Source organism: Leucobacter celer subsp. astrifaciens, assembly GCF_001273835.1.
Lineage (GTDB): Bacteria > Actinomycetota > Actinomycetes > Actinomycetales > Microbacteriaceae > Leucobacter > Leucobacter celer.
On record NZ_JHEI01000132.1, the window covers coordinates 208921 to 234789 of the forward strand.

Genomic DNA, 25869 nt, shown 5'->3' on the forward strand with positions numbered 1-25869 from the left:
GCTCCTCATCGGCTGGTGCTTCGCCGACCCTCAGCGAAGACCACAGCCGCACAGATCAAATCCTCCCACGACATGCCGACGCCGGTGTAGAGCGCCGGGCGATCGGCTCTGCGTGTCATGCCGCGGGAGACGAGTTCGCCGAGGTTCACGGGCGCCGAGTCCGACTCCCAGTCGTGCGGGGCGAGGGCGGTGGCCAGGTTGCCGTTCTCGCGGCGCGCCGAGCCGCGGCCCTCGACGGCGAGATCGGAGCGCTGCACGAGGAGATCGTCCACCTCCCGCAGCTCGCGGCCGTGCGTGCCGACGGCTGCGACGATCGCACCGTCGCGAACGAGCGATCCGTCGAAGAGCGGCGAACTCGCGCTGGTCGCGCAGATGATGATGTCCGCTTCGTGCACCGCGGTCTCCGCATCGTCGCCGCGATCGCGCAGCTCGATCTCGGGGAAGCGGGCGACGAGGGCCGCGACGTTCTCGGGGCGGCGTCCGATCACACCGAACCGTGCCTCCGGGAAGTCGACGAGCGCTGCCTCGATGTGCCCCGCGGCCTGCACGCCGGCGCCGAAGATCAGGATCTGCGGCTGAGCGGGGAGCCGGTCGTCCGGAGCCGCGGAACGCACGATATGACGCACCGCGGTGAGCGTGACCGCCGGGGTTCGGATCGCGGTGAGGCTCGCCCCCTCCATCACGGCGACGGGCGCGAGCGTGTCCGAGGAGTACAGGATGTACAGTCCCTGGATCTTCGCCAGGCCCCTCGCGGGATTCTGCGGCGCCACGGTGAGTGCCTTGAGCCCGCTGAATTCGGCGCCCTGCGCCGGCATCAGCAGGAACTCGCCGTCGGGTGCCGGGCTGAACAACCGCGGCCCGTCGTCTTCGGGGTCGACCCCGTTTCGCAGGCCCTGCTCGATCGCGTGCATGGCGAGTTCGAAAGGCAGGGCTGCGCGCACCGCCTCGGCGTCGAAATAGGGCAGAGTGCTCACAGCAGGAATCCGTTCGGGAAGGGGTCGGTGGGATCGAGGAAGTACTGGGCGGTGCCGGTGACCCACGCGCGCCCCGTGATCGTCGGGATGACGGCCGGTCGGCCGGCGACCTCCGTCTGCTCCAAGAGGCGTCCGACGAAGCGCGAGCCGATGTACGACTCGTTGACGAAGTCGGTTCCGAGCGCCAGCTCGCCGCGGGCCTGCAGCTGCGCCATCCTCGCGCTGGTGCCGGTGCCGCAGGGGGAGCGGTCGAACCAGCCGGGGTGGATCGCCATGGCGTGGCGGGAGTGCTCGGCCGTCGAGCCCGGGGCCTGCAGGTACACGTGGTGGCAGCCGCGGATGTCGGAGCGCTCCGGGTGCACCGGCTCGTCGGCGTCGTTGATGGCGGCCATGATCGCGAGGCCCGCCCTGAGCAGCTCGTCCTTGTTCGAGCGGTCCTCGCGCCACTCGATGCCGAGCGACTCGAGCTCGACGATGGCGTAGAAGTTGCCCCCGAAGGCGAGGTCGTAGCCGACCGCTCCGTAGCCCGGCACCTCGACGCGCGCGCCGAGCCGCTCGGCGAACGAGGGCACGTTGGTGATGGTGACGCTCTCGGCGTGCCCGTCGCGCACCGAGACCTCGGCGACGACGAGGCCTGCCGGGGTGTCGAGGCGGATCGTGGTGACCGGCTCGGCCACCGCGACCATGCCGGTCTCGACGAGCACGGTCGCGACGCCGATGGTGCCGTGCCCGCACATGGGGAGGCAGCCCGAGACCTCGATGTAGAGCACCCCCCAGTCGGCGTCCGGGCGTGTGGGCGGCTGCAGAACGGCTCCGCTCATCGAGGCGTGGCCGCGCGGCTCGAACATGAGCAGCTGCCGCAGTTCGTCGCTGTGCTCCATGAACCAGGTTCGGCGCTCCGCCATGGTGTCGCCGGGCATGACACCGACGCCTCCGGTGATGACGCGGGTCGGCATGCCCTCGGTGTGGGAATCGACGGCGTGGAAGACGCGGCTGGTGCGCATGTGCGGTTCCTCGGTTCTCTGGACGTGCGGTCGAGGGTGTGGACGGTGGTGGCGGACGGAGCGGAGCGGGTCGCCGCCGGTCGAGCGAACGCAGTGAGTCGAAACCCGATCCGGACTCGACTCGCCCCGCTCTCGACCCTACTTGTCGTAGCCCTTCGCGACCGCGGCCTTCGTGTCGGCGATGATGCGTTCGGCGACCGCGGGGGCGAGGGGCAGGCGCGGCGGACGGCTGGCGCCGCCCTTGCGGCCGAGCACGTCCATCGAGAGCTTGATCGCCTCGACGAACTCGGTCTTCGAGTCCCACCGCAGCAGTGAGTGCAGGTCGCGGTAGATCTGCTGGCCGCGCTCGAGGTCCGCGTAGTCGCCCGAGGTGCAGAGCCGGTAGAGCTCGATGCAGGCCTGCGGGATCGCGTTGGGGTATCCCGAGACCCAGCCCACGGCTCCTGCGAGGCCGACCTCGAGTACGGTGTCGTCGGTGCCGATCAGGATGTCGATGTCGGGGGAGAGCTCCTTGATCTCGTAGATGCGACGGGGATCGCCCGAGAACTCCTTGACGCCGACCATGTTGCCGGCCGCGTGGATCTCGGCGATGAGATCGGGCACGAGGTCGACCTTGGTATCGATCGGGTTGTTGTAGCCGATGATCGGGAGACCGACTCCGCCCACGGCGGCGTAGTGGTGCTTCACCTGCTCGCGGTTCGCGCGGTAGGTGTTCGGGGGCAGCAGCATGACGCACTGCGCGCCGGCCTCGGCGGCCTGCTCGGCCCAGTGGGCCGACTGGAGGGCCCCGTAGGCGCCCACACCGGCCATCACGGTGAAGCCCTCGGGGGACGCCTCGACGGCGGTCTTCACGACCTGCGCGCGCTCGGCCTCGCTGAGGTTCTGGTACTCGCCGAGCGAACCGTTGGGGGCGACGCCGTCGCAGCCGTTCTCAGCCAGCCATGCGACGTGCTCGCCGAACGCATCGAAGTCGACGGAGAGATCGTCGTTGAAGGGCAGTGCGGTCGCGACGATGACGCCGTGCCAGGGTTTCTTCTCGGTCATGGGTGAGGGTTCCTCTCGGATGGTCCGGGCGCGGTCGATGCGTCCAGGAGGCTCTATAAGGTGTGACATTGCACAATGTAGCACGCAGCAGGACCGCTCACAAGCGACGCGGAGCCGGGATTCCGGGCCGATCGCGCCGTTACCGAATCGAGTCCTTCGGAGTTCTACTGCAATGTAATATGGCACATGTCGCGTTGCGGTTGCCCCGTGAAACCGCCTGAAGCGACGCCCCGACGCGCGTCACGCGCTCCGAGTGAGATTCAAAGGAGACCCTCAATGGCTCGAAAACAGCTTCTGACCGTCGCGGCGCTCGCCGCCGCATCCGCCCTCGTGCTCTCCGGGTGCACCGGTGGCGGCGAGGGACCGGGCGGGGGCGCCGGCGAGCCCCAGACCGGCGGCACGCTGCGTGTGCTCGCGAACGGCGACGTCGATCGCATCGACCCCCAGCTCACCGCCTACGTGCCGGTCAACAGCGTGGTGCGAGCGACCTCCCGCTCGATCCTGAGCTACACGTCTTCCAACGACGAGAACGAGCGCATCCAGCTGCAGGCGGACCTCGCCGAGGAGGTGCCGACGCCGAGCGCCGACGGACTCGGTTACGAGATCACGCTGCGCGAAGGGATCACCTGGGACGCACCGGACGGAGCGCGGCCGATCGTCGCGGGCGATGTCGAGCGAGGCATCCAGCGCATCTGCAACCCGCACATCGGCGCGGCGCTGGGCAGCTACTTCATCAATCTGATCGAGGGCATGGCGGAGTACTGCGAGGGCTTCGCCGAGGTGGCGCCCGAGGTGGAGGCGATGAAGGAGTACATCGAGAACAACCACATCTCAGGCATCGAGACCCCCGACGACCGCACCGTCGTCTTCACACTCGTCGAGCCGGCCTCCGACTTCACGTCGATGCTGAGCCTGCCGACGGCGAACCCCGCCCCGGTCGAGGCGCTCGACTACCTGCCCGACTCGCCCGAGTACCGTGCCAACTTCGTCGCCTCGGGCCCCTACACGATCGCCGAGCACACGCCCGACGTGAAGCTGCTCCTCGTGCGGAACGAGGCGTGGAACGCCGACAGCGATCCGCTGCGCAACGCCTACGTCGACGAGATCGAGATGACGATGGGCGTCGAGGGCGACGCCGCGATGCAGCAGGTGCAGGCGGGTTCAGCCGACGTGCTCTTCGACATCCAGCCGAGCCCGGCCAACATCCAGCAGCTGGTCGCCGCGAACGATGAGAAGTTCACGACGATGGAGAACGGCGGCATCGACCAGTTCCTGTGGTTCAACACCAAGACCGACAACAACGGCGGCGCGCTCAAGGAACTGCAGGTGCGCCAGGCCCTGCAGTACGCGATCGACAAGCCCGCCGTCGTGCAGGTCATGGGCGGCGAAGACATCGCCACGGTGACCAACGGGATCTTCGGCCCCGGCATCAACGGACACGAGCCCTTCTCCCTCTTCGGAGACGAGAGCGGCAAGGCCGATCCCGAGAAGGCCAAGGAGTTGCTCGCCGAGGCCGGCGTCACCGATCTGACCCTCAAGTTCCCCTACCGCAACCTCGGCACCCAGCCCGACATCGCGCAGACGGTGCAGGCGAGCCTCGAGGCGGCGGGCATCGCGGTGGAACTGTTCCCGGTGCCGCCGACCGACTACTACGCGAACTTCATGACGAACCGCGAGAACGCTTCGAACGGCGAGTGGGACATCGCGCTCGTCGGCTGGTCGCCCGACTGGGTGGGCGGTGCCGCGCGCAGCGTCTTCCAGCCGCAGTTCACCTTCGACGGCACGCCGCAGACCTACAACTACGTCGACTACAACAACGACGAGGCGAACCGTCTGGCGGCCGAGGCGCTCGCCGCCGCGACGCCCGAGGAGGCCGGCGAGCTGTGGCACCAGGTCGACCGCACGGTCATGGAGGACTCGCCGATCGTGAGCATCGTCGCCCGCAAGAAGGCGAACTACCACTCCGACCGCGTGCAGAACTTCCAGATCTACGCGCTCGCCCAGAACGGCGACTGGACGAACATCTGGCTGCGCTAGTCGTGAGACGCCCCCGCGGCGGCGGTCCGCGCCAGGACCGCCGCCGCACCCGGGGACGCTCACACCAGGCTGCGTCCAGTGCAACGCGAAGAGGAGTTTCCGATGGCCATCCTTGAGGTGCGCGATCTCGTCGTCGACATCCCGACCGAAGACGGCCCAGTGCACGCCGTGAAGAACGTTTCGTTCGACGTGCGCGAGGGCGAGTTCTTCGGCATCGTGGGGGAGTCGGGATCGGGCAAGTCCGTGCTCGTGCAATCGGCCATGGGGTTGATCCCGGCCGCAAGAACGGCGGGGGAGGTGACATTCCGCGGCGAGAATCTGCTCGAGCTGAGCGGGGAGCAGCTGCGGCGCAAGCGCGGCAGGGAGATCAGCATGATCTTCCAGGATCCGCTCTCGAGCCTGCACCCCCAGTACACGATCGGCTGGCAGATCGTCGAGCAGATCCGGGCGCATGAGAGGGTGTCGAAGCAGGCCGCGAAGGCCCGCGCCCTCCAGCTGCTGGAGAAGGTGCACATCCCCGACGCGACGAGCCGCTTCGACGCGTACCCCCACCAGTTCTCGGGTGGGATGCGGCAGCGGGTGATGATCGCCATGAGCCTGTCGCTCGGGCCGTCGCTGATCATCGCCGACGAGCCGACCACGGCGCTCGATTCGACCGTGCAGGCGCAGATCCTCGAACTGCTCGCGGAGATGCAGCAGGACGTCGGCGCCACCGTGCTGATGATCAGCCACGATCTCGGGGTCATGGCGAGCGTGGCCGACCGCGTGATGGTGATGTACCGGGGCGAGCAGGTGGAGATGGGCGACAGCGCCGAGCTGTTCGCGAACCCTCAGGAGCCCTACACCGCGAGCCTGATCGAGTCGTCCTCGTTCAGCAAGGGCTCGCGGACCGCGCTCACGACGCGCGCGGTGGACCGGCAGCCCGACAACATCGTCGAGGTGTCGGACATCTCGCTCTCGTTCAAGCAGAGGCGCGGACAGGAGCGCACGGTGCTCGATGACATCTCACTCGAGGTGCGCCGCGGCGAGACGCTCGGCCTCGTGGGCGAGAGCGGCTGCGGCAAGACCACGCTCGCCCGCACGATCGCGGGACTCATCCTGCCCTCGAGCGGCAGCGTGACCTTCGACGGACGCGACATCTCCGAGATCAAGGGGCGAGCCTGGCGCGAGCAGCGCAAGAAGGTGCAGGTGGTGTTCCAGGATCCCTTCGGATCCCTCAACCCCAAGCGTCGCGTCGGCTCGATCATCGGCGACCCCTTCAGGATCCACGCCGTCGCGAGCGGCAGGGACCGCCAGCGCGGTGTCCAGGAGCTGCTGGAGCGCGTCGGCCTCGATCCCGAGCACTACAACCGCTTCCCCTCGCAGTTCTCGGGCGGACAGCGGCAGCGCATCGGGATCGCCCGGGCCATCGCGCTCAACCCCGAGCTCGTGATCCTCGATGAGCCGGTGTCGGCCCTCGACGTGACCGTGCAGGCCCAGGTGCTGGGGCTGCTCGACGAACTGCAGCGGGATCTCGGCCTCACCTACCTGTTCATCTCGCACGATCTCGCCGTCGTGCGGCACATGTGCGACCGGATCGCGGTGATGGAGGGCGGCCGGATCATCGAGCTCGGCGATCCCGAATCGATGTATGCATCGCCCCAGCAGCCCTTCACCAAGAAGCTGCTCGCCGCCGCCTATCTCGAGCTGCCGACGCTCCGGGATGAGGGTGCGGAGAACGGCGATCCCTCATCCGAGTACGAGGAGCTGACGCGATGACAACGAAGGCACCGCTCAAGACCACCAGGATCCTGACCCCCGGCATGGCGGCGAAGCAGGCCGTCGGCATCAAGGCGCGCGGATCCTGGCAACTCACCCTGCGGAGGCTCTCCCGAGACCCCGCCAGCATCGTCTCGGCCATCGTGATCGTGCTCGCAGTGGCCTTCGCGATCGGGGCCCCGCTGATCGCCCAGTGGACGGGGCACGGCCCCACCGAGCAGTTCCGCGAGACCGGACTCTCATCCGCGGGCATCCCCGTCGGCCCGAACCCGGAGTTCCTGCTGGGCACCGACCAGCTCGGCCGCGACGTGTTCGTGCGCCTCGCGTACGGTGCCAGGGTCTCCCTCCTCGTCGGCGTCGCCGCGTCGCTCATCGCATCGGCCATCGGCGTCATCATCGGCACCATCGCCGGCTTCTTCGGCGGCCTCACCGACACGATCCTCAGCCGCGTCATCGACCTCGTGATGAGCGTGCCCTTCCTGCTCGTCGCGATCGCGCTCGTCGCGGTGCTCGGCCCGAGCCTCGGGCTGTCGATCGCGGTCATCGTCTTCTTCAGCTGGGCCGGGCTCGCGCGGGTGATCCGCGGTCAGGTGCTGGCGATCCGCGAACGGGAGTTCATCGAGGCGGCCCGCTCGCTCGGCGAGTCGCGCTGGTCGATGATGTTCCGCGACGTGATGCCGAACCTCGTCGTGCCGATCATCGTCTACACGACGCTGATGATCCCGGCGGCGATCGTGTTCGAGGCGACGCTCTCGTTCCTCGGCCTCGGCATCGTGCCCCCGACCCCCAGCTGGGGCAACATGCTCGCCGATGCGGCGAACGGCTCCATGTACCTGGTGGCGCCCTGGATGGTGCTCGTACCGGGCCTGGCACTGCTGGCACTCACACTCGCGTTCAACATGCTCGGCGACGGGCTGCGGGACGCGCTCGATCCGACCTCGACGAGAGGGGCGAAGGCATGATCCGCTTCTTCCTGTCACGGCTCGCCTTCGGCGCGCTCGTGCTGTTCCTGCTCAGCATCTTCGTGTTCGTGCTGTTCTACGTGTCGCCCTCGGACCCGGCCCGCATCATCGCGGGAGACAAGGCGACCGAGGCGCTCATGGCGCAGATCCGTACCAATCTCGGCCTCGACAAGCCGATGATCCAGCAGTACCTCATGTTCCTGGGCAACCTGCTGCAGGGCGATCTCGGCTTCTCCTACCGCACGAACATGCCGGTCGGAGACCTCATCGTGAACCGCATCCCGATCACCATGTCGCTGGTCTTCGGCGCCGTCGTGATCTGGCTGGCGATCGGGATCCCGATCGGGATCGCCTCGGCGAAGCGCCCGGGCAGCCTGCGCGACCGACTCGGTCAGGGCTTCGCGATCGTCGGCATCAGCTTCCCGACCTTCGTGCTCGGCATGATCGCGCTCTACACGCTGTACTTCCTCCCGACCCGGATGGGGATCACGCTCTTCCCGCCCGCGGGGTACGTGCCGTTCGCCCAGAACCCGCTGCAGTGGGCGTGGCATCTCGTGCTGCCGTGGACCACACTCGCACTCGTCATCGCGGCGGTGTACGCGCGACTCACACGCGGGCAGATGCTCGACGTGCTGGGGCAGGACTACATCCGCACGGCGCGCGCGAAGGGTCTCACCGAGCGCCGGGTCACCTACGTGCACGCGTTCCGCAGCGCGATGCCGCCGCTCGTCACCCAGCTCGGCATCGACATCGGTATGCTGCTGGGCGGCGTCATCGTGATCGAGCAGGTGTTCGGTCTGACCGGCATCGGCTCGCTCGCGGTGACCAGTGTCGCCATGCAGGATCGCCCCGTCGTGATCGCGATCGTACTGCTCGGCGGCCTCTTCGTCGTCGTCTCGAACCTGATCGTCGACATGCTCTACGCCCTGTTGGATTCGAGAGTGAGGACTGCTCGCAGATGAACGAACACCGGTACCCGATCGGCTCCCGCCTCTCCGCCCGCGACCTGTGGGTGGAGGTGCCGCTCGACTGGAACGAGCCCGAGGGGGAGACCATCCGCGTCTACGCCCGCGAGGTGGTGGACGCCGCGCGGCGGGACGAGGATCTCCCGCTGCTGGTCTTCCTGCAGGGCGGCCCGGGCGGGAAATCGCCCCGCCCGCTCGACGCCGAGGGGTGGATCGAGAGCGCGGTGAAGCGCTTCCGGGTGATCCTGCCCGACCAGCGCGGCACGGGACGATCCACGCCGCTCTCCGCGCGGGACTTCGCCGAACTGCCCGCCGAGGAGGGCGCGCGCCGCCTCGCGCTGCACCGGGCGGACTCCATCGTGCGCGACTTCGAGGCGCTGCGCGAGCGCCACTTCCCGGGACGCCAGTGGTGGACGCTGGGGCAGAGCTACGGCGGATTCCTCACCCTGCAGTACCTCTCGCACTACCCGCAGTCGGTCGTCGCGTCGGCGATCACCGGGGGGCTGCCGGCCCTCGATCCCGATCCCGAAGTCGTCTACGCCCGCACCTTCCCGCGCATCGCCGAGAAGAACCGTCTCTTCCGCGAACGGCATCCGCATCTGACCGATCGGATCGATCGCGTCGCCGACCTGCTCGCGGCGAACGACGTGCGGCTGCCGGGCGGGGATCGGCTCACCGTGCGCCGCCTGCAGCTGCTGGGCCTGGACTTCGGCATGAAACCGGGTTACGACCGGGTGCACTGGCTCTTCGACGAGGCCTTCGCCGATGAGGCGGAGACCCGGCTCAGCGACACCTTCCTCGCCGAGGTCGAGGCGGTCACCGGTTTCGCGACGAACCCGCTCTTCATCGCGCTGCAGGAGGCGATCTACGGGCCCGGCCCCACCTCCTGGGCCGCGCAGCGGGAGCGGGATCGGCGGCCTGAGTTCTCGGAGGAGGCGCGACCGCTGCACTTCACCGGCGAGACCGTGTTCCCCTGGATGTTCGCGGAGATCGCGGGGCTGCGCGGCTTCGAGGCCGCGGTGCAGCACCTCGCCTCACGGGAACAGCCCATCGACGGGTACGACCTCGACGCGCTCGCGCGCAACGAGGTGCCGGTCGAAGCGGCCGTCTACTACGACGACATGTACGTGGACGCGCAGCTCTCCCTCGAGACCGCCTCGCGCGTCGCCGGAATGCACGCCTGGGTCACGAACGAGTTCGAGCACGACGGGCTGCGTCTCGGAGACGTCGCCGAGCGGCTCTTCACCGTGCTCGAGGCGCGCATCGGCGGCACACGGCGGTCACGCGACTGAGCGGCGCGGGGCGCCCGGACGGGACACCCGCATCGGAACGTACAGGACAACAGGGAAGGACACGAGATGACTCTGCACGCGGACGACCACCACCGGCTGAGCGGCCTCGCGAGCGAGGTGCGGGTGCTCGACTGGGAGTCGAGCATTCCGATGTCGCGCGCGGTGCGACGCGATCCTCGCATGCCCAAGCTCACGGAGGTGCCCGGGTTCACCCGCTGGCTGACGGAGGGCTGGGGTGAGGCGGATCGGACGCCGCGCATCGAAGCCGGAGCGGCCGATGCGGCTGCGGCGCACCGACGCAGGCTCTCCGAGGCGCTGCCCGGTCGCACCCTGGTGGTGACGGCGGGGCGCGCCCAGCTGCGAGTCGGCGACACCTTCTTCGAGTTCCGGGCCGACAGCGATTTCCTCTGGTCGGTGGGGCATCCCGTGGAAGACGGGGTGCTGGTGATGCGCCCGATCGCGGGCGGGCATGATGCGACGCTCTATCTCACGCCGCCCGCGCGCCCGGGGGAGGACGCCTTCCACGCGGATGCGACCCACGGCGAACTGTGGGTGGGGCCGACGCCCGGCCTCGCCGAACTGGAGTCGGCGCTTCAGCTGCGCGCCGCCCCGCTGTCGGAACTGGTCGTCGCCGACGACGCGCTCGTCGCCGGCGCCGCGGTGGTGGCGCCGGGCGCGGGGCGTGCGCTCGGCGGACGAGCACGGTCCGCGCTGCTCGGACGGGTGCTCTCGGAGCTGCGCATCTTCAAGGACGAGTGGGAGATCGCCGAGCTGCGCCGCGCGGTGACGGCCACCGTCGAGGGCTTCGCCCAGGTGCGGCGCGAGATACCCCGGGCCATCGCGGGCGGAGGCGAACGCTGGCTGCAGGGCACCTTCGATCGCCACGCGCGCACGGTGGGCAACGGCCCCGGCTACGCGAGCATCGTCGGGGCCGGGGCGCACGCCCCGATCCTGCACTGGGTGCGCGCCGACGGGGAGTTGCGCGGCGATGAGCTGCTGCTGCTCGACATGGGCGTCGAGAATCGCAGTGGATACACCGCCGATGTGACCCGCACCGTCCCCGTCTCGGGCACCTTCACCGCCGAGCAGCGCGCCGTGCACGACCTCGTGGAGCGTTCGCACCGTGCGGGGCTCGCCGCGGTGCGTCCCGGGCGCCTGTGGGCGGACTTCCACGCCGCGTGCATGGAGGTGCTCGCTCAGGGCCTCTCCGACTGGGGTCTGCTGCCGGTCTCGGTCGACGAGGCGCTCTCGGCCGTCGGGCAGCAGCACCGGCGTTACATCGTGTGCGGAGTCGGGCATCATCTCGGCCTTGACGTGCACGACTGCGAGTCGTCGCGGTACGAGAACTACCTGGGCGGCACGATCGAGCCGGGTATGGCACTCACGGTCGAGCCCGGGCTCTATTTCCACGCGTGGGATCTGACGGTGCCGCCCGAGCTGCGCGGCATCGGTGTGCGCATCGAGGACGACCTCGTGGTCACCGGGGAGGGCGCCGAGGTCATCAGCGGCGCCCTGCCGATCGACGCTGCGGGGATCGAGGAGTGGATGGAGCAGCAGGCCTAACGCAGCACGAAGCCGTCGCCCAGGGAGTCGCTCGGGTCGAGTGCGAACCGGTGCTCCCCGGTGCGGTGGGCCGTGCCCGACACGTAGGGGATGACCGCCGAGGCGCCCTCGAGAGCGGGGGCCGGTTCCCAGCTCGCGTGGAACACGGTATCCACGATCGACCGGTGCTCCAGAACCTCACCCGCTCGAAGCGCGCCCTCATCCGCCAGCAGTGCGACTCGCGCCCCGGTGCCGGATCCGCAGGGCGACCGATCCACCTCGCCGTCGGCGAAGACGGTGACGTTGCGCTGCCTGGGGCCGGTCTCCCCCCGGCCGAGGTCGTCCCACAGGATCGTCCCGTACACCCCGGAGAGCCGGGGGTCGGAGGCGTGCCGAGCCTCGGCGGACTCGGTGAGGGCGTGCTTCACCTCGCGCCCGATCGCGATGAGGTCGGTGTAGTGCTGCGGGGTCACTGCGAGATCGACATCGGCGGCGCGCACGGACGCGTAGATCGCTCCGCTGAAGCTGAGGTCGGCGAGCACGCGACCGCGGCTGGTCTCGACGGCGACCCCGCGCGTGATGACGTGCGAGGCGACGTTGCGGAACGTCGCTCGCACCAGCGCTCCGCGGCGACGCTCGACGAGCGCGGCTACCCGGCCGGAGGGAACGTCGATGCGCACCTCGGTGATGCCATCGGGGTCGCCCTCGACGAGCCCGGTGTCGGTGGCCCAGACGCCCAGCGCGATGGTGCCGTGGCCGCAGGCCGTCGAGAAGCCGTCCTTGTGCCAGAAGAGCACGCCGAAGTGGGCATCGTCCTCATCGGGCGGCACGATGAAGCCGCCGTACATGTCTGCGTGCCCGCGCGGCTCCTGGCAGAGCAGCCGGCGCAGCCCGTCCGCTCCGTCGTCATCCGCGATCGCCGAGACCCGGCGCTCCGCCACCGTGAGACCGGCGGGGAGGGGCGGCTGCTCGTGGACGATGCGGAAGGGCTCGCCCGCGGTGTGGTAATCGGTGGTCGCGATCATGGGGGTCCGGGTGCTGGTCACGGGGCTCCTCGGGGGTGCGATGTCGAGAACGTGCCGGGCACGTCGAGGGTCCTTCGTATTGTAGCGTGTGACATTGCATTGGAGAAGATGGGGTCTCGCGCCTCACTCGGAGACGACGATGGCGATCCGGCGCCGGGTTGTCCGGCTCCGAATCGCCATCGGAACTGCTCGGCTCGTCGCCGGAGCCGTTCAGCCGACCTTCGGCTGCTGCTGGGTGATGCAGTGGATGCCGCCGCCGCGGGCGAAGAGCGGGCGCGCATCGATGCCGATCACCCGTCGTCCCGGGTACACCTCGCGCAGCGTGGCGAGCGCCTGGTCGTCGGCCGGATCCTCGAATGCGCAGGCGAGCACCGCGCCGTTGAGCACGACGTGGTTGATGTAGCTGTAGTCGACGAAGCCCTCTTCGTCGCGCAGCGCCTCGGGCGCGGGGAGATCGAGGATCTCGAAGCTCGAGGAGGTGTCGTTGCGGTACTGCTCGGCCACGGCGCGGTTGGTCTTCGCGATCACGTGGTCGGGGTGCGACTCGGCGTCCTGCCGGTGCATGAGCAGTACCTCGGGCGAGGCGAACGCGGCGAGGATGTCCGAGTGGCCGCGGGTGCCGAAGGTGTCGTGGTCGCGGGTGAGGCCGCGGGGGAGCCACATGGCGCTCGTGGTGCCGATGGTGCGCGCGAGCTCGGCCTCCACTCGCTCTCGGGTCCACCCCGGGTTGCGGCCCGGATCGAGTTGCACGGTCTGCGTGAGGATCACGTGCCCGGTGCCGTCGACCTGGATCCCGCCGCCCTCGTTGGTCATCTCCGAGTCGATCAGCTCGGCACCCGCGGCCTCGGCGACGATGCGGCCGATGTGCTGATCGTGATCCCAGCTGGCCCAGTCCTGAGCGCCCCAGCCGTTGAAGACGAAGTTCACCGCGCCGAGCCGGCCGTCGTCGCCGACCACGAAGCTCGGTCCGATGTCGCGCATCCAGGCGTCGTCGAGCGGGGCCGTGATGCGGTCGATCTGCGCCGAGAGGTACTTCGACGCGATCTCTTCATCTCCGGGGTTGACGACCACGGTGACGGACTCGAACTCGCTGGCGGCGTTGGCGACGGCGGCCCAGGTGGTGCGAGCCTCCTCCACCTCGGCCTCGGTGTCGCCGAGGGTGTAACCGCTCGTCGGCCACGCGAGCCAGAGCCGCTCCTGCTCGTGTCCCTCGATGGGCATGCGCCACGTCGTCATCGGTGCTCCTTTGGGTCCTGCCTGGGTAGGTTGTGCGCCAGTCTACTGGCAGTGTGACCAATAAGCACGCCCGGTGTGGCGGAGGGCGCTGTCCGAAAATTATTCTCCACCCGTGGAAGTTCCGAGGGTAGGATCGGACGCATGCACGAAGCGGTGAGGGCAGCGGTCCAGAAGTACGTCGACGGTTGCGCGGCGGCCGATCCGGAGCGAGTGCGCGACGCGTTCGACGAGCACGCGGTCATGTGGGGGTATCTGGGCCCCGACTACGTGACGATGAGCGGCGCCGATTTCGCCGCCGGGGTCGTGGCGACGGCGCAGCCGGCGGGACCCGGGTACTCCTCCGAGATCCACAGCATCGAGGTCGTCGGCGATGTCGCCAGCGCAGTGCTCGACGAGAAGGGGTTTCTCGGCGCCGACTTCCGCAACTTCTTCGGTCTGATCCGACGCGGCGGGGAGTGGCGGATCACCAGCAAGGTGTTCACCACGGTCTGATCGGCGGCGCTTCGTTCCCGCCCGCCGGTTGAGCGGAGCGAAGAAGGCCATGAGCCCCGCCGGTTGAGCGAGCCGAAGGCGAGTCGAAACCCGATGTGTCCCTGCCGCTGTCGGAGGAAGCTCGTCTGCTGAGCGCCCCCGCCGGTTGAGCGAGTCGAAACCCGATCCGCCCCGGGGGTCTCCCGTGCTCGCTCGGAAGAGCGCCTGCGCCCCGCCGCGCGGATGGGTGAAACGGTTTCGTGTCGCGGGCTGCAACGTCGGCGAAATAATTCATTCACATTTGCATGAATCTTTTGCCGAATTCGCGCTTTTCTCTCTCAAAACCAAGTATCTACTTGCCTGAGAAAAACATCTACGTGTAGTTTGTTATGTGCAGTGCTCGGTTCGAGCGCTCGTTCCATTGGTGGATGTACAAGGGAGTACCAGCGACCATGTCACACAACAACGACGTCGTGGAGCACGACGAGGATGCCGCCCACCTCGCGTCACTCGGCTACTCGTATGACACGACCTTCAAACGCGAGATGAGCTTCTGGGGCAACGTCTCGCTTGGCTTCACTTACCTATCGCCGATCGCGGGCGTCTTCTCGATGTTCGCGATCTCGCTCGGCCAGGCCGGGCCTCCGATGGCCTGGGCGCTCGTCATCGCCCTGGTCGGCCAGTTCCTCGTCGCGCTGATCTTCGGCGAGGTCGTCTCGAACTACCCGGTCGCCGGCGGCGTCTACCCCTGGGCCCGGCGCCTGTGGGGCCGCAAGTGGGCCTGGATGAACGGGTGGATCTACGTGGTCGCGCTCGTCGGCACGATCGCGGCCGTCGCCTACGGTGCAGCGCCGCACCTGGGCACGCTCCTCGGGTTCACGCCCGACACCGGCGCCACGGTGATCCTGGCCCTCGTGCTGCTCGCCGTCGCCACCTTCTTCAACCTCATGGGCACGAGGGTGCTGGGCTTCGCGGCGACCACCGGCCTCATCGCGGAGCTGATCGGCTCGATCGTCATCGGCGGCTACCTGCTGCTCTTCGGCCGTCAGCACGACTGGTCGGTGCTCTTCGACAACCAGGGCATCGGCGACAACGCACCCGGAGGCTACTTCGGTGCGTTCGCGGCGGCCGCGCTCATCGGTATGTTCGCCTACTACGGCTTCGAGGCCAACGGCGATGTCGCCGAGGAGATCAAGAACCCGAGCGTCCGAGTGCCCAAGGCCATGCGCATGACACTCTACGTCGGCGGCTTCGCGGCCAACGTGCTCGTGTTCTCGCTGGTGCTGGCGGTTCCCGACTTCCACGCGGTCGCCAACGGCGACGTGGCCGACCCGATCCACGAGCTGCTGAGCAACGCCTTCGGCCCGATCCTCCCGGTCGTGATGCTGGTGATCGTGATCGCCTTCATCTCGTGCATGATCAGCCTGCAGGCCGCGGCCAGCCGACTGCTCTTCTCGATGGGGCGCGACGGCTTCCTCCCCGGCTCGAAGTTCCTCGCGAAGTTCAACGACAACCGTCACGTGCCGCAGAACGCGCTGATCATGGCGGCGCTCTTCCCCGCGCTGGTGGTGCTCTTCTCGCTGCTGCTCGAGGACGCGCTGACCGCGATGGTCGGCTTCGGCACCGTGGGCATCTACATCGGCTTCCAGATGGTGGTGTTCGCCGCGCTGCGCGCCCGCATCCTCGGCTGGAAGCCCGCGGGCAAGTTCCGTCTGGGCGCCTGGGCCTACCCGGTCAACATCGCTGCTCTGCTCTGGGGCATCGTGGCGGTCGCGAACATCCTGTGGCCGCGCGAGACCGGCGGCGGCTGGGCCGAGGACTACCTGCTGATCATGACCACCGTCGGCGTGATCGCCTTCGGCTGGATCTACATGCTCGTCTCGAAGGCCTACACCCGCGGCGATGCGCCGGCGGGCGATGCCAGCGGGCCGATCAAGACCACGACGAAGGTGGGCTGATCCCGCACGCCTCACTGGATCACACGGGAGTCCCGTTGTGCCGCCGCGTTTCTCTCGCAGCGGCGCAGCGGGACTCCCGCTCCGTCCGCAGGACACCGCAGGCACCCGCGCACCCCACGCACCGCACCCGAAAGGACCCCAGATGACCGATCTCGCAGTGGATCCCGCACCCTTCCTGACTCCGGCCGTAGAGGACCCAAACGGGCCGCTGATCCCGATGGTGGTGTCGCTCACCTTCCCGGGGATGGATCGCGGGGCGCACGACCTGCAGGACGAGTTCACGCGGATCGCGTTCGCGGCCGTGCGCGAGGCGGGCGGGCGACCCCGGCTGGTCGACTCCGCGGCACCCGATCTCGCCTCGGTCGACGAGGTGTTCGCCGACGCGCAGGGGATCGTCTTTCTCGGCGGCGGCGACGTGGACATCGCCTGCTACGCGTACGAGGGACCGGTGCCGTCGAACCTGTACGGCGTCGACCGTCGGGGAGACGACTACTGCATCGCGCTGATCCGGGAGTCGGTGCGGCGGGATCTGCCCACGCTGGCGATCTGCCGGGGCTCGCAGCTGCTCAACGTCGCCTTCGGCGGCACGCTGATCCCCGATATCTCGGACTGGGAGATGCACCACGGCGGCAGCGGCGAGCCGCTGTTCATCGATGAGCCGGTGATCCTGGAGCCGGATTCCGAGATCGCCCGGATCCTCGGCCGCACCGAGGTCACGGTGCGCAACGGGCATCACCAGGCGGTCGCCGAGGTGGCTCCGGCGCTGCGCGCGACGGCTCGGGCGCACGACGGCATCGTCGAGGGCACCGAGCATCGTGACGCGAGCTGGGTCGTGGGCGTGCAGTGGCATCCGGAGGAGCCGCAGGCCGACGCGCAGGATCGCGCCAGCCTCTTCGGGGAGCTCGTCGCCCGCTCCCGCACCACCCCGTAGGCGTGCTCGAGCCGGCGTGCAGCCGGTTGAGCGAGCGAAGCGAGTCGAAACCGATACTCCGGCGGTTTCGACTCGCTTCGCTCGCTCAATCAGCGGACCACGAGAGCTCACTCAATCAGCGGATCACGAGCGGCAGAAGCCGCCTCCCCGCGAACTCGACGTGAGCCGCGGGGAGGGGATTCGCTAAGCGAAGCCTGGCTGGGCCTGGCGGGAGCGATCGGCGCAGCCGATCGCGGATGGACGGCTTCGCGTGCGAATCACCTTTCCGCGGCGGGGGCGTCAGACCGGGATCGAGGCGGCCTCGAGCACTCCGGGCAGCCACTCGAGCGCGGCGTCGCTGCCGAGCGCCCAGGAGGATGCGTCGTGGCGGCCGTACTCGCCGACCCGCTCGGCGCCCTGCGCGGCGAAGCGACGGTCGATGTGCTCGCTGCCCTGGCTGTAGGTCTCCTCGTAGAAGGTGTCGCCGAGGCCGAACATCGCGTAGCGCACCCCAGTGAGGTCCGGGGGAGTCGCATCGAACGCCTCGGCGAACGGGATCGCAGAGTTGGGCAGGTCGCCCTCCCCGTGCGTCGAGCAGACGACCAGGATGAAGCGGTCGGGGGTGATCGAGGCCGGGTCGGTGTTCTGCAGATCGTGTATCTCGACGTCTTCGTGCTGCTCGCTCAGAGCCGCGCCGAGGTCCTCGGCGATGAGTTCCGCGTTGCCGGATTCGGTGCCGTACAGAATGGTGAACTTCACTGCGGTGGTTCCTCTCATTGAATCTGGTTATCGTTCGGTCGGCCTCGCCCCGCGGGCGATGGCGGCCATTCGGTCGTGGTCGGAAAGCTTGCGGCGAACCCGCCCCTCCGGAGCGAGTTCGCGCTCGTGCGCGTCGAGTGCGAGCCACTGCTCGTAGCCGACGGCGCGCTCGCGCACGGCCTCCGGCAGACCCGAGAAGCCGAGCCGGTCGGAGACCACGGCGAGGGTGCCGTCGGCCAGATCCGCGGCGATCTCCTCGGCGACGAGCTTCGCGTAGCTGCGGTTCTCGGGAATCGCTCCGCGCGGTCCGCGCTGAGCCCAGCCGGCACGGTACAGGCCGGCCTCGATGCGGCCCGTCTCGGGGGTGGCCTCCAGGTCCGCGATGAGTCGCGCGAGTTCGTCGCCGCCGGTCGAGGCGAAGCCGATCGCCGTCACGACGGCGGTCGCGGGCACGATGACCTGCTCATCCCCGCGGGCGAGCTCCACGCCCTCCACGCGGTCGGTGCCGATCACGCGTACCGGCGACCAGCCGAAGCGCAGGTCGACCGCGGGCCCGGGATGCATCGGGCGGTCCGCCGCGATCATCTCGCTGATGGCGGTCACGCGTCCCTGTGCCGCGCGGTCGAGCTCGGTGCCCGAGGGCGGTTCGACCTCGCCGGCCGCCGTGTAGCTCGCGCGGGGGAGCTGGGCGAGCTCGCGGAGCATCTGCGGATCGCCCTTCGAGTCGGCCGCACCGGATCGGCTCACGAGAGTGACGCGTTCGGCGGGAGCTGCGAGGTAACCCTCGAGCGCGGGATCGGCGACGTCGCTCTCGGTGTAGTCGTCGGCCCCCTTGACCAGGAAGCGGAGCACGTCGAGTGCGACGTTCCCGGCACCGATGACGACGATATCGCCGCCCAGATCGGGGAGCCGTTCGCCCTCATCGGGGTGGGAGTTGAGCACTCGGGTGAGCACCCCGGCCCCGATCACGCCGGGGAGCTCGCCGCCGGGCAGCCCAAGGCCGCGATCCGCCGAGAGGCCGGTCGCGAGGACCACGGCGTCGAAGTGCTCACGCAGCTCGTCGAGGCTCAGGTCGCGCCCGATCTCGATGTCGCCGGCGAAGCGCACGGACTCGTGCTGGAAGAGACGGTCGAACTGTCGCGTGATCGCCTTCGTGTGCTGATGGTCGGCTGCGACGCCGTAGCGCACCAGGCCGAATGGTGAGACCAGCCTGTCGAGGATCGTGAGCTCGCAGCCGGGCGTCGAGCGCAACAGGGACTGCGCGAGATAGCAGCCTGACGGCCCGCTGCCGACGATGGCGATCTTCGGGCTCGAGGGAGTCGGCATCACAGCTCCTTTGCGTGTTCCTGCTGATCCGGTGCGATGGAGTCCACCGGACATGGGCCTATTGTAGCGTTAAATATTCCACGAGTGAATGTTTTATTTCGATTACGTGGATTTCTCCTCGGGAAACCGCAGAAAGACTTGCGCTGTAAAACATTCACGGATAACTTATTTGCTAACCGGCCGCTCGTAGATCGGAGCGGGAGCGAATTCGACGAAGGAGTACGAATGACCGGACAGGTGGCACCGGAGGCGGTGCCGTATCTCGATATCACGTCGCCCGACTTCGCGATGAACTCGGAGGCGGTGCGCGACGCGCGCAGCAAGAGCTGGTACGCGCGGACCAACTACGGCATCGGCGTACTGCGCTACGAGGAAGTGACCGAGCTGCTCAAACACGCCAGCCTCAACCAGGGCAGCGCCAAGTGGCCCGATCATCACGGAGTGCACTCCGGGGTCTTCTACGACTGGTGGGCGAAGAATCTCCTCGTGCTCGAGGGCGACGAGCACGACCGCATCCGCCGGCTGCTCAACCCCGCGTTCTCACCCGGTGTGGCGCGCAGACTCGAACCCGAGTTCGCCGAGATCGCCGCCGAGCTCATCGATGACATGAAGGCGAAGCAGGCACGGGGCGAGCAGGTCGAGTTCGTCGCCGACTTCTCCGAGCCCTTCGCCACCCGCGCCCTGTGCGCGATGATGGGCCTGCCGCACGAGCACTGGCCGTTCATCGCCTCGCGGGCGAACACGGTCGGCTACGCGCTGAGCGTGACGATCAAGGAGGACATCGACCGCGTCGACGTCGCCGTGCAGGAGCTCTACGACTTCGTCGAGCGCCTCATCGAGGAGCGGCGGGAGGAGCCGGGAGACGACATGGTGTCGACGCTGCTCCAAGTCTCCTCGCAGGACGGCGACACCCTGAGCGGCGAGGAACTGCGCAACGCGCTCGTGCTCATGCTCTTCGGCGGCATGGATACGACCCGCAATCAGCTCGGTCTGATCCTGCAGACCTTCATGCGCAACCCCGAGCAGTGGGAGGTGCTGGCCGAGCGGCCCAAGGAGCTCACCCGCCCCGCGCTGGAGGAGGCGCTGCGCGTCAACCCCACCACGCGCTGGGTGACCCGCGAGGCCAACGAGGACTTCGAGTTCAACGGGCTCGAGATCGCGAAGGGCACGACCGTGCACCTCTTCACGATGTCGAGCGGCACCGATCCAGAGGCCTACCCCGACCCCGAGATCGACATCCAGATCCCGAGCCGCAAGCAGCACCACACCTTCGGCGGCGGCATCCACAAGTGCCTCGGGCACTACATCGCCCGCGCCGACATGAGCGTGGCGCTGCCGATGCTCGCGCAGGCATTCACCGACGTGAACTGCCCCGGCGGCGATGAGTGGCTCCCGGATTCCGGCAACCACGGACCGATCAAGCTCCCCATCGACTTCACCGTGCGCTGACGCGCCGTCCGCAGCGCCCCGGCTCCTCGCGCGGGAGCGCTGCACGACAGACCTTCCAACGACGAAAGGAACCCCATGTCCGACCTCAAGACCGGCGGGAGCTTCGGCGCCTCGCTGCGCGAGATCCTCGCCGACAAGACCGCGTTCGCGCGGCATCAGGAGGCGAATCTCGAGCCCGAGACCGTCGCGGCGCTCGGCGCGAAGATCCGCGAGACCGGCGTCAGGTACATCTACTACATGATCCCGACGCTCGGCGCCCGCACCGTGGCCAAGGTGGTTCCGGCAGAGCACTACGAGCGCATGCTCCGCAAGGGCATCGCCTTCCACCGCACCGCGCTCACCGATCTGCAGACCAGCCGGGAGGGCGAACTCATCGGCGGCGGCGTCGAGGCCCACGAGTTCTGGGGGCTGCCCGACCCGGAGACCTTCCAGGTGCTGCCCTGGGATACCGAGGTCGGACGCATCTTCTGCACCGCCTACGATCCGCCCCACCTCGGCGAGGACGGCGGCCGCCTCATCCCGCTCGACACCCGCGCCCTCTTCAAGGCCGCTCATCGCGGCTTCACCGAGCGCACGGGCCTCGAACTGCGCAGTGGTCTCGAGCCTGAGATGACCTGGGTCGGCCCAGGCATCGAGGTCGTCTCGAAGGACGACCAGAGCCCCGCCTACCAGGTCGAGAACCTCGAGAAGATGCGTCCCGTGTTCAAGAAGGTCATCAGCTACGGCCAGGCGCTCGACTTCGACATGATCCAGGGCGACTACGAGGACGACGGCCAGATCGAGCTGAACTGGAACTTCGACCGTGCCGAGCTCACCTCGGAGCGCATGACCACCTACCGCCAGATCTGCAAGCAGGTGGCGCGCGAGCTGGGGCTGCAGGCCAGCTTCATGCCCAAGCCCTACAACGGCAAGATGGGCAACGGCTGCCATCACAACCTCAGCCTGTGGCGCGTCGCGGAGGACGGCTCGGCCGAGAACGTGATCGAGGACGGCCGGGTGGAACTCCACGCGACGGAGACGGCGCGCCAGGCGATCGCCGGCATGCTGCTGCACACTCCGGGATCGATGCTCGTGATGGGGTCGACGGTCAACTCCTACAAGCGCTACTGGGATGCCGGCCAGTTCGCGCCCTCGGGCGCCGACTGGGGCCTCGACACCCGCGGCGTCGCGATCCGGATCTCGGCCAATGGCCGCATGGAGTACCGCCTGCCGGATGCGAGCGTGAACCCCTACCTCTCCCACCTCTACCTGCTCGCGGCGATCGAGCACGGACTCGAGGCGCAGCTGGATCCGGGCGACCCCGGGCAGCCGAGCGAGGAGATCGCGAAGGTCGTCGTGCCGAACACGCTCGGCAGCGCGATCGAGGCCTTCGAGGCCGACGAGTACCTCATGGGCGCGATGCCCGAGGAGCTCACGAGGATCTTCCTGCAGCTGAAGCGGGACGAGTGGGCGCGCTACTGCGGCCAGATCACGCAGTGGGAGTTCGATCAGTACTGGGAGGCGATTCCGTGAACGCGACCGAGAACGCAGGGCAGAGTCCCCGCATCATCCGTCTGGCCTGCATCGACTCCGAGGCCCTGCCGCTCTTCGCGAAGAGCCCCGATGGCAAGGTCCGGAGCGGCTACGAGCCCGAGGCAGCGGCGCTCGTCGCCGAGCGCCTCGGCGCCGAGATCGAGTGGGTGATCGTGCCGTGGGAGGACATGATCCCCGCCGTGCGGCGAGGTGATGCCGACGCCGTCTGGTGCGGCCAGGGCATGACCGATGAACGCGCGGCGCTCGTCGACTTCACCCACCCGTACGCCGTGTTCAACGAGACCCTCGTCGTGCGCGCCGGTGATCCCGCGCGTTCGGCCGACGAGCTCGAGGGCTACCGCATCGGCGCCATCGCGAACTCCACGAACATGAAGCTCGCCGAGACCTTCCCCGGTGTCGAGCTCGTGAGCTTCGGAGCGAGCGACGACGTGTTCGGCGACATGATCGAGGCCACTCGCTCGGGTGAGATCCACGGTTTCGTCGATGACGATGTGGTCATGATCCCGCTGGCGCAGGAGGATCCCGACTTCGTCGAGGCGTTCACCGTGCTCACAGGCAACAGCTGGGGCATCGGAGTCGCTCCCGGCAACGACGCGCTGCGCGAGGAGATCGACGCCGCGCTCGAGGCGGTCGTCGCCGACGGCTCGCTGGAGCGCGTCTGGCGCACGTGGATGCCGCTGCTGCCCTTCCCGCTGCAGAACGAGCGATAGCGATGGGCGGGCCTCAGGACGGCGGGCGGATCCCGCGCATCGGCGTGACCGGCATGTGGTCGAATCAGATTCACGGTCTGCGCTTCGACGGGAGCGCCGTCGCCTCGGCGGTGCTGCGCTCCGTCGTGCGCGCAGGCGGCGAGCCCCTCACGCTCTTCGCGGAGGGGCCGTCGCCCGCAGAGGAACGGCTGCGGGGGCTCGACGGCCTGCTCGTGCCGGGCGGCTCCGACGTCGATCCGCGACGCTACGGCGAGGAGCCGCTGGAGACCACGGCTCCCGCCGACTTCGCGGCCCAGGACCAGTTCGAGGCCGACATGATGGCGGCGGCGATGCGGCTCCGGATCCCCGTGCTCGCCATCTGCCGGGGCTTCCAGCTGCTGAACGTCGAGCACGGCGGCACGCTGGTGCAGGATCTGCCAGCGGACAGCCCGCACCGCAACGCGGTGCACGAGGTGACGCTCGAGACCGACTCGGCGCTCGCCGGGGCCCTCGGGGTGCCGGCGCTGCCGGTCTCCTCCTACCATCATCAAGCCGTCGACCGGGTGGGGGATGGACTGCGCGTCGTCGGACGCGCGCCCGACGGGGTGGTCGAAGCTCTCGAGCATGAGAGCGCCGATCTTCTTGCAGTACAGTGGCATCCGGAAGATACGGCCGCGACCGATGCGCGGCAGCACGCGATCTTCGCCTGGCTCGTGGAGCGGGCACGGGTGCGGACGAACGCGGAGGAGACGGTATGAGTGACGCGCGAGTGCTCGTGGTCGAGCACCAGGGGGACGCGGGCCCGGGGCTCTTCGGCACTCGGATCGCCGAGTGCGGTGTCGAGCTGGAGACCGTGGGACCCGACGCGGGCGCCGAGGTGCCGTCATCGCTCGACGGCTTCGACGGACTGATCGTGCTCGGCGGCACGATGGGGCCGACCGACGACCACGATGCACCGTGGCTTCCGGCGACCCGGCACCTGCTGGCGGAGGGCGTCGCCCGCGGCGTTCCGACGCTCGGAATCTGCCTCGGGGCGCAGCTGCTCGCCACGGCGACCGGCGGGCATGTGCGCACGAACCCCGAGGGGCCCGAAGTGGGGCTGCACACGGTGCGATTCGGCGCTGACGCAGCTGGCGATCCGCTCTTCGACGGCCTCGCGGGAACCGACGTGCCGGCCGTGCAGTGGCACTGGCTCGAGGCCGACGAACTGCCGCTGGAGGCGAGTGTGCTCGCCTCCAGCCCGGTGTGCAAGAACCAGGCGTTCCGGATCGGCGATGCGGCTTGGGGCGTGCAGTTCCACCCCGAAGCGCTCGGCGGTTCCGCTCGCGACTGGGTCGCGGACGACCCCCAGAGCCTCGTGGACCTCGGCCTCGTCGGGGCCGAGGTGCTGGGCCAGGTGCAGCACGCCGAACCCGAGCTGAGCCGTGTGTGGGGCGCCGTCGCCGAGCGATTCGCCGCACTCACTGTCGCCGCCGCGAAGCAGGAACAGACCGCCGCGTAGAGCAGCTGCACGCCCGGCTGCGCGGGATCGATCCGCACACGGCGGACCGCCGTGTCTGTCTCTGCTGATGCGCGTAGGGACGGTGTCGGTTCGCCAGCCGCAGCTCTGCGGCTCTCAACTCGGGCTGTTCAACGGCTCCCAGCGCGAGGTTCTGCGCGGAGACGCCGCCTTCACAGATGCCCGTCGAGTGTCTCGCGCACTGCACCGATCAGTTGTTTGATCTCGAGATCGGTGACGATGAATGGGGGACTCGCCTGCAGCGCGTTTCCGTTGAGGGGGCGCAAGACGTATCCCCTATCGATGAGTTCGTCCGCGATCTCAGCAGATCCGACTCGATCGGTGAACTGTATCGCCCCCAGGAATCCTTCGTGCCTGACCTCGTCGACGAGTTCATGCCGAGCGAGCGCATCGAGCTCGTCGCTCAGCACGGCTTCCAACTCGCCCGCCCGGGCGACGAGGCCTTCGTCTTCGATGATCTGCAAGTTCTTCAGCGCTAGAGCGCTGCCTGTCGCGTGACCCGAGTAGGTCACGCCGTGTCTGAAGATATGCGACTCTTCGCCGCGGGAGAAGTAGGGCTCCCAGACGCGGGGAGAGACGAACACCCCTCCCATCGGCGCATAGCCGGAAGTCAGCCCCTTTGCCACGGTGATGATATCCGGGCGCAGCCCGTAGCGTTCGGTCGCGAACATGTGCCCGGTACGGCCGAACCCGGTGATCACCTCGTCGAGAATGAACAGGATGTCGTACTCGTCGCAGATCCGCTGAATGCCCTCGAGATATCCTGGCTTGGGCGGATACACCCCGCCGGCGCCGAGAATCGGCTCGGCGATGAACGCGGCGATGTTCTCCGGGCCGAGCTCCATGATCTGGCGCTCCACTTCGACGATGTCGTCCGGTGAGACGCGAAGCGTCTCCGGTACCAGCGACGGTCCGAAGCCCTCTCGGTTGAAGTCGAGTCCGGCGACGCTCGTACCGTATGCGTGCAGGCCGTGGTACGAGTACTGGCGACTCACGATGTATCGCTTCGCCGGCCTCCCCGTGATCTGCCAGTAGTGGCGGGCGAGCTTGCAGGCCAGATCGTCCGCATCCGAGCCTCCGCTGTTCAGGATGATTCTCGGATCCTCGATGGGAGAGAGCTCGGAAAGCCGGTCGGTGAGCTCGATCGCCCGATCGTTCGCGAACCTCCCGAAGACATGCCAGGTCTCGAGCCGCCTGATCTGCTCGGCTGCCGCCTCGGCCATCTCCGGCCTGCCGTGACCGATGCTCGTGTGCCACAGGCCCGCACTGCCGTCGAACAGCCGCTGCCCAGCAGTCGTCGTGAGGTATGCTCCATCGCCGCGTTCGACCACGATCTGGCGACGCTCGATCGAGGGCATCTGTGCCTGAGCGCTCCACAGACTGTTCCCGGGTGAACTCGTACCGGCCATCGCCATC

22 protein-coding genes are annotated in these 25869 nt (G+C 68.6%); 14 read left to right on the top strand and 8 right to left on the bottom strand.

Features of this window, described 5'->3' with window-relative positions; translation table 11 throughout:
• Positions 1 to 5: 5 nt before the first annotated feature.
• The 3 genes from AMS65_RS01890 to AMS65_RS01900 form a co-directional block, all read right to left on the bottom strand.
• Complete coding sequence (locus tag AMS65_RS01890; RefSeq protein WP_053382472.1) at positions 6 to 974, bottom strand: ornithine cyclodeaminase family protein; 969 nt, start codon at positions 972 to 974, stop codon at positions 6 to 8.
• On the bottom strand, positions 971 to 1978 hold the full coding sequence (locus AMS65_RS01895; protein WP_053382473.1) for a proline racemase family protein: 1008 nt from the start codon (positions 1976 to 1978) through the stop codon (positions 971 to 973). The genes AMS65_RS01890 and AMS65_RS01895 overlap by 4 nt, the downstream gene beginning before the upstream one ends.
• Positions 1979 to 2116: 138 nt before the next feature.
• Positions 2117 to 3022 (bottom strand): dihydrodipicolinate synthase family protein, encoded by a 906-nt coding sequence (locus tag AMS65_RS01900; protein ID WP_053382474.1) that lies wholly within the window; start codon positions 3020 to 3022, stop codon positions 2117 to 2119.
• A gap of 276 nt (positions 3023 to 3298) precedes the next feature.
• On the opposite strand from AMS65_RS01900, the gene AMS65_RS01905 reads away from it, so the two are divergent.
• The 6 genes from AMS65_RS01905 (at position 3299) to AMS65_RS01930 (ending at position 11599) form a co-directional block, all read left to right on the top strand.
• Positions 3299 to 5059, top strand: coding sequence for an ABC transporter substrate-binding protein (locus tag AMS65_RS01905; RefSeq protein ID WP_053382475.1), 1761 nt, complete (start codon positions 3299 to 3301; stop codon positions 5057 to 5059).
• A gap of 102 nt (positions 5060 to 5161) precedes the next feature.
• On the top strand, positions 5162 to 6817 hold the full coding sequence (locus AMS65_RS01910; RefSeq protein ID WP_053382476.1) for an ABC transporter ATP-binding protein: 1656 nt from the start codon (positions 5162 to 5164) through the stop codon (positions 6815 to 6817).
• The gene (locus AMS65_RS01915) at positions 6814 to 7779 is read left to right on the top strand and encodes an ABC transporter permease (protein WP_083451409.1); all 966 of its coding nucleotides are present in this window, start codon (positions 6814 to 6816) and stop codon (positions 7777 to 7779) included. Before AMS65_RS01910 ends, AMS65_RS01915 begins: the two co-directional genes overlap by 4 nt.
• Positions 7776 to 8741 (top strand): ABC transporter permease, encoded by a 966-nt coding sequence (locus AMS65_RS01920; protein WP_053382477.1) that lies wholly within the window; start codon positions 7776 to 7778, stop codon positions 8739 to 8741. Before AMS65_RS01915 ends, AMS65_RS01920 begins: the two co-directional genes overlap by 4 nt.
• Positions 8738 to 10036 carry an alpha/beta fold hydrolase gene (locus AMS65_RS01925; RefSeq protein ID WP_053382478.1) on the top strand — a complete coding sequence of 433 codons (1299 nt, stop codon included), beginning with the start codon at positions 8738 to 8740 and terminating at the stop codon, positions 10034 to 10036. The genes AMS65_RS01920 and AMS65_RS01925 overlap by 4 nt, the downstream gene beginning before the upstream one ends.
• Before the next feature lie 66 nt (positions 10037 to 10102).
• Positions 10103 to 11599: an aminopeptidase P family protein gene (locus AMS65_RS01930; protein WP_241489300.1), complete on the top strand. Its 1497-nt coding sequence runs from the start codon at positions 10103 to 10105 to the stop codon at positions 11597 to 11599.
• On the opposite strand, the gene AMS65_RS01935 is transcribed toward AMS65_RS01930, so the two are convergent.
• Both AMS65_RS01935 and AMS65_RS01940 read right to left on the bottom strand, forming a co-directional pair.
• Positions 11596 to 12624 carry a proline racemase family protein gene (locus AMS65_RS01935; RefSeq protein WP_241489301.1) on the bottom strand — a complete coding sequence of 343 codons (1029 nt, stop codon included), beginning with the start codon at positions 12622 to 12624 and terminating at the stop codon, positions 11596 to 11598. The two genes, AMS65_RS01930 and AMS65_RS01935, sit on opposite strands and share 4 nt — an antisense overlap.
• A 189-nt stretch (positions 12625 to 12813) precedes the next feature.
• Positions 12814 to 13839 (bottom strand): agmatine deiminase family protein, encoded by a 1026-nt coding sequence (locus AMS65_RS01940; protein ID WP_053382480.1) that lies wholly within the window; start codon positions 13837 to 13839, stop codon positions 12814 to 12816.
• A gap of 141 nt (positions 13840 to 13980) precedes the next feature.
• Here AMS65_RS01940 and AMS65_RS01945 point away from each other — a divergent pair, with 141 nt between their 5' ends.
• The 3 genes from AMS65_RS01945 (at position 13981) to AMS65_RS01955 (ending at position 17199) form a co-directional block, all read left to right on the top strand.
• On the top strand, positions 13981 to 14331 hold the full coding sequence (locus AMS65_RS01945; protein ID WP_053382481.1) for a nuclear transport factor 2 family protein: 351 nt from the start codon (positions 13981 to 13983) through the stop codon (positions 14329 to 14331).
• Between the two features lie 431 nt (positions 14332 to 14762).
• Positions 14763 to 16268, top strand: coding sequence for an APC family permease (locus tag AMS65_RS01950; protein WP_053382482.1), 1506 nt, complete (start codon positions 14763 to 14765; stop codon positions 16266 to 16268).
• Positions 16269 to 16410: 142 nt separating this feature from the next.
• Positions 16411 to 17199 (top strand): gamma-glutamyl-gamma-aminobutyrate hydrolase family protein, encoded by a 789-nt coding sequence (locus AMS65_RS01955; RefSeq protein WP_053382483.1) that lies wholly within the window; start codon positions 16411 to 16413, stop codon positions 17197 to 17199.
• A gap of 279 nt (positions 17200 to 17478) precedes the next feature.
• Here the strand turns inward: AMS65_RS01955 and AMS65_RS01960 are convergent, their stop codons facing one another.
• Entirely contained in the window at positions 17479 to 17937 is a 459-nt protein-coding gene (locus AMS65_RS01960; protein WP_075200787.1) for a flavodoxin domain-containing protein, read from the bottom strand.
• A 27-nt stretch (positions 17938 to 17964) separates the two neighbouring features.
• On the bottom strand, positions 17965 to 19263 hold the full coding sequence (locus AMS65_RS01965) for an FAD-dependent oxidoreductase (RefSeq protein WP_053382485.1): 1299 nt from the start codon (positions 19261 to 19263) through the stop codon (positions 17965 to 17967).
• A gap of 225 nt (positions 19264 to 19488) precedes the next feature.
• Between AMS65_RS01965 and AMS65_RS01970 the strand changes: the two genes are divergently transcribed.
• The 5 genes from AMS65_RS01970 (at position 19489) to AMS65_RS01990 (ending at position 24435) form a co-directional block, all read left to right on the top strand.
• On the top strand, positions 19489 to 20712 hold the full coding sequence (locus AMS65_RS01970; RefSeq protein WP_053382486.1) for a cytochrome P450: 1224 nt from the start codon (positions 19489 to 19491) through the stop codon (positions 20710 to 20712).
• A 75-nt stretch (positions 20713 to 20787) separates the two neighbouring features.
• The gene (locus AMS65_RS01975) at positions 20788 to 22224 is read left to right on the top strand and encodes a glutamine synthetase family protein (RefSeq protein WP_083451410.1); all 1437 of its coding nucleotides are present in this window, start codon (positions 20788 to 20790) and stop codon (positions 22222 to 22224) included.
• Positions 22221 to 22955, top strand: a complete 735-nt coding sequence (locus AMS65_RS01980) for a substrate-binding periplasmic protein (RefSeq protein ID WP_053382487.1) — start codon at positions 22221 to 22223, stop codon at positions 22953 to 22955. Before AMS65_RS01975 ends, AMS65_RS01980 begins: the two co-directional genes overlap by 4 nt.
• 2 nt (positions 22956 to 22957) lie before the next feature.
• Complete coding sequence (locus tag AMS65_RS01985; RefSeq protein ID WP_053382488.1) at positions 22958 to 23692, top strand: gamma-glutamyl-gamma-aminobutyrate hydrolase family protein; 735 nt, start codon at positions 22958 to 22960, stop codon at positions 23690 to 23692.
• Complete coding sequence (locus AMS65_RS01990; RefSeq protein WP_053382489.1) at positions 23689 to 24435, top strand: type 1 glutamine amidotransferase; 747 nt, start codon at positions 23689 to 23691, stop codon at positions 24433 to 24435. Before AMS65_RS01985 ends, AMS65_RS01990 begins: the two co-directional genes overlap by 4 nt.
• A 170-nt stretch (positions 24436 to 24605) precedes the next feature.
• Here the strand turns inward: AMS65_RS01990 and AMS65_RS01995 are convergent, their stop codons facing one another.
• Positions 24606 to 25862: an aminotransferase family protein gene (locus AMS65_RS01995; RefSeq protein ID WP_083451422.1), complete on the bottom strand. Its 1257-nt coding sequence runs from the start codon at positions 25860 to 25862 to the stop codon at positions 24606 to 24608.
• Positions 25863 to 25869: the final 7 nt, after the last annotated feature.

What these genes read in the sequence shown, in the direction of transcription:
- AMS65_RS01895 (WP_053382473.1), bottom strand. Translation starts at nt 1,978, where the DNA reads ATGCGCACCAGCCGCGTCTTCCACGCCGTCGATTCCCACACCGAGGGC.
- AMS65_RS01900 (WP_053382474.1), bottom strand. Translation starts at nt 3,022, where the DNA reads ATGACCGAGAAGAAACCCTGGCACGGCGTCATCGTCGCGACCGCACTG.
- AMS65_RS01905 (WP_053382475.1), top strand. Translation starts at nt 3,299, where the DNA reads ATGGCTCGAAAACAGCTTCTGACCGTCGCGGCGCTCGCCGCCGCATCC.
- AMS65_RS01910 (WP_053382476.1), top strand. Translation starts at nt 5,162, where the DNA reads ATGGCCATCCTTGAGGTGCGCGATCTCGTCGTCGACATCCCGACCGAA.
- AMS65_RS01915 (WP_083451409.1), top strand. Translation starts at nt 6,814, where the DNA reads ATGACAACGAAGGCACCGCTCAAGACCACCAGGATCCTGACCCCCGGC.
- AMS65_RS01920 (WP_053382477.1), top strand. Translation starts at nt 7,776, where the DNA reads ATGATCCGCTTCTTCCTGTCACGGCTCGCCTTCGGCGCGCTCGTGCTG.
- AMS65_RS01925 (WP_053382478.1), top strand. Translation starts at nt 8,738, where the DNA reads ATGAACGAACACCGGTACCCGATCGGCTCCCGCCTCTCCGCCCGCGAC.
- AMS65_RS01930 (WP_241489300.1), top strand. Translation starts at nt 10,103, where the DNA reads ATGACTCTGCACGCGGACGACCACCACCGGCTGAGCGGCCTCGCGAGC.
- AMS65_RS01940 (WP_053382480.1), bottom strand. Translation starts at nt 13,839, where the DNA reads ATGACGACGTGGCGCATGCCCATCGAGGGACACGAGCAGGAGCGGCTC.
- AMS65_RS01945 (WP_053382481.1), top strand. Translation starts at nt 13,981, where the DNA reads ATGCACGAAGCGGTGAGGGCAGCGGTCCAGAAGTACGTCGACGGTTGC.
- AMS65_RS01950 (WP_053382482.1), top strand. Translation starts at nt 14,763, where the DNA reads ATGTCACACAACAACGACGTCGTGGAGCACGACGAGGATGCCGCCCAC.
- AMS65_RS01955 (WP_053382483.1), top strand. Translation starts at nt 16,411, where the DNA reads ATGACCGATCTCGCAGTGGATCCCGCACCCTTCCTGACTCCGGCCGTA.
- AMS65_RS01965 (WP_053382485.1), bottom strand. Translation starts at nt 19,263, where the DNA reads ATGCCGACTCCCTCGAGCCCGAAGATCGCCATCGTCGGCAGCGGGCCG.
- AMS65_RS01970 (WP_053382486.1), top strand. Translation starts at nt 19,489, where the DNA reads ATGACCGGACAGGTGGCACCGGAGGCGGTGCCGTATCTCGATATCACG.
- AMS65_RS01975 (WP_083451410.1), top strand. Translation starts at nt 20,788, where the DNA reads ATGTCCGACCTCAAGACCGGCGGGAGCTTCGGCGCCTCGCTGCGCGAG.
- AMS65_RS01985 (WP_053382488.1), top strand. Translation starts at nt 22,958, where the DNA reads ATGGGCGGGCCTCAGGACGGCGGGCGGATCCCGCGCATCGGCGTGACC.
- AMS65_RS01990 (WP_053382489.1), top strand. Translation starts at nt 23,689, where the DNA reads ATGAGTGACGCGCGAGTGCTCGTGGTCGAGCACCAGGGGGACGCGGGC.
- AMS65_RS01995 (WP_083451422.1), bottom strand. Translation starts at nt 25,862, where the DNA reads ATGGCCGGTACGAGTTCACCCGGGAACAGTCTGTGGAGCGCTCAGGCA.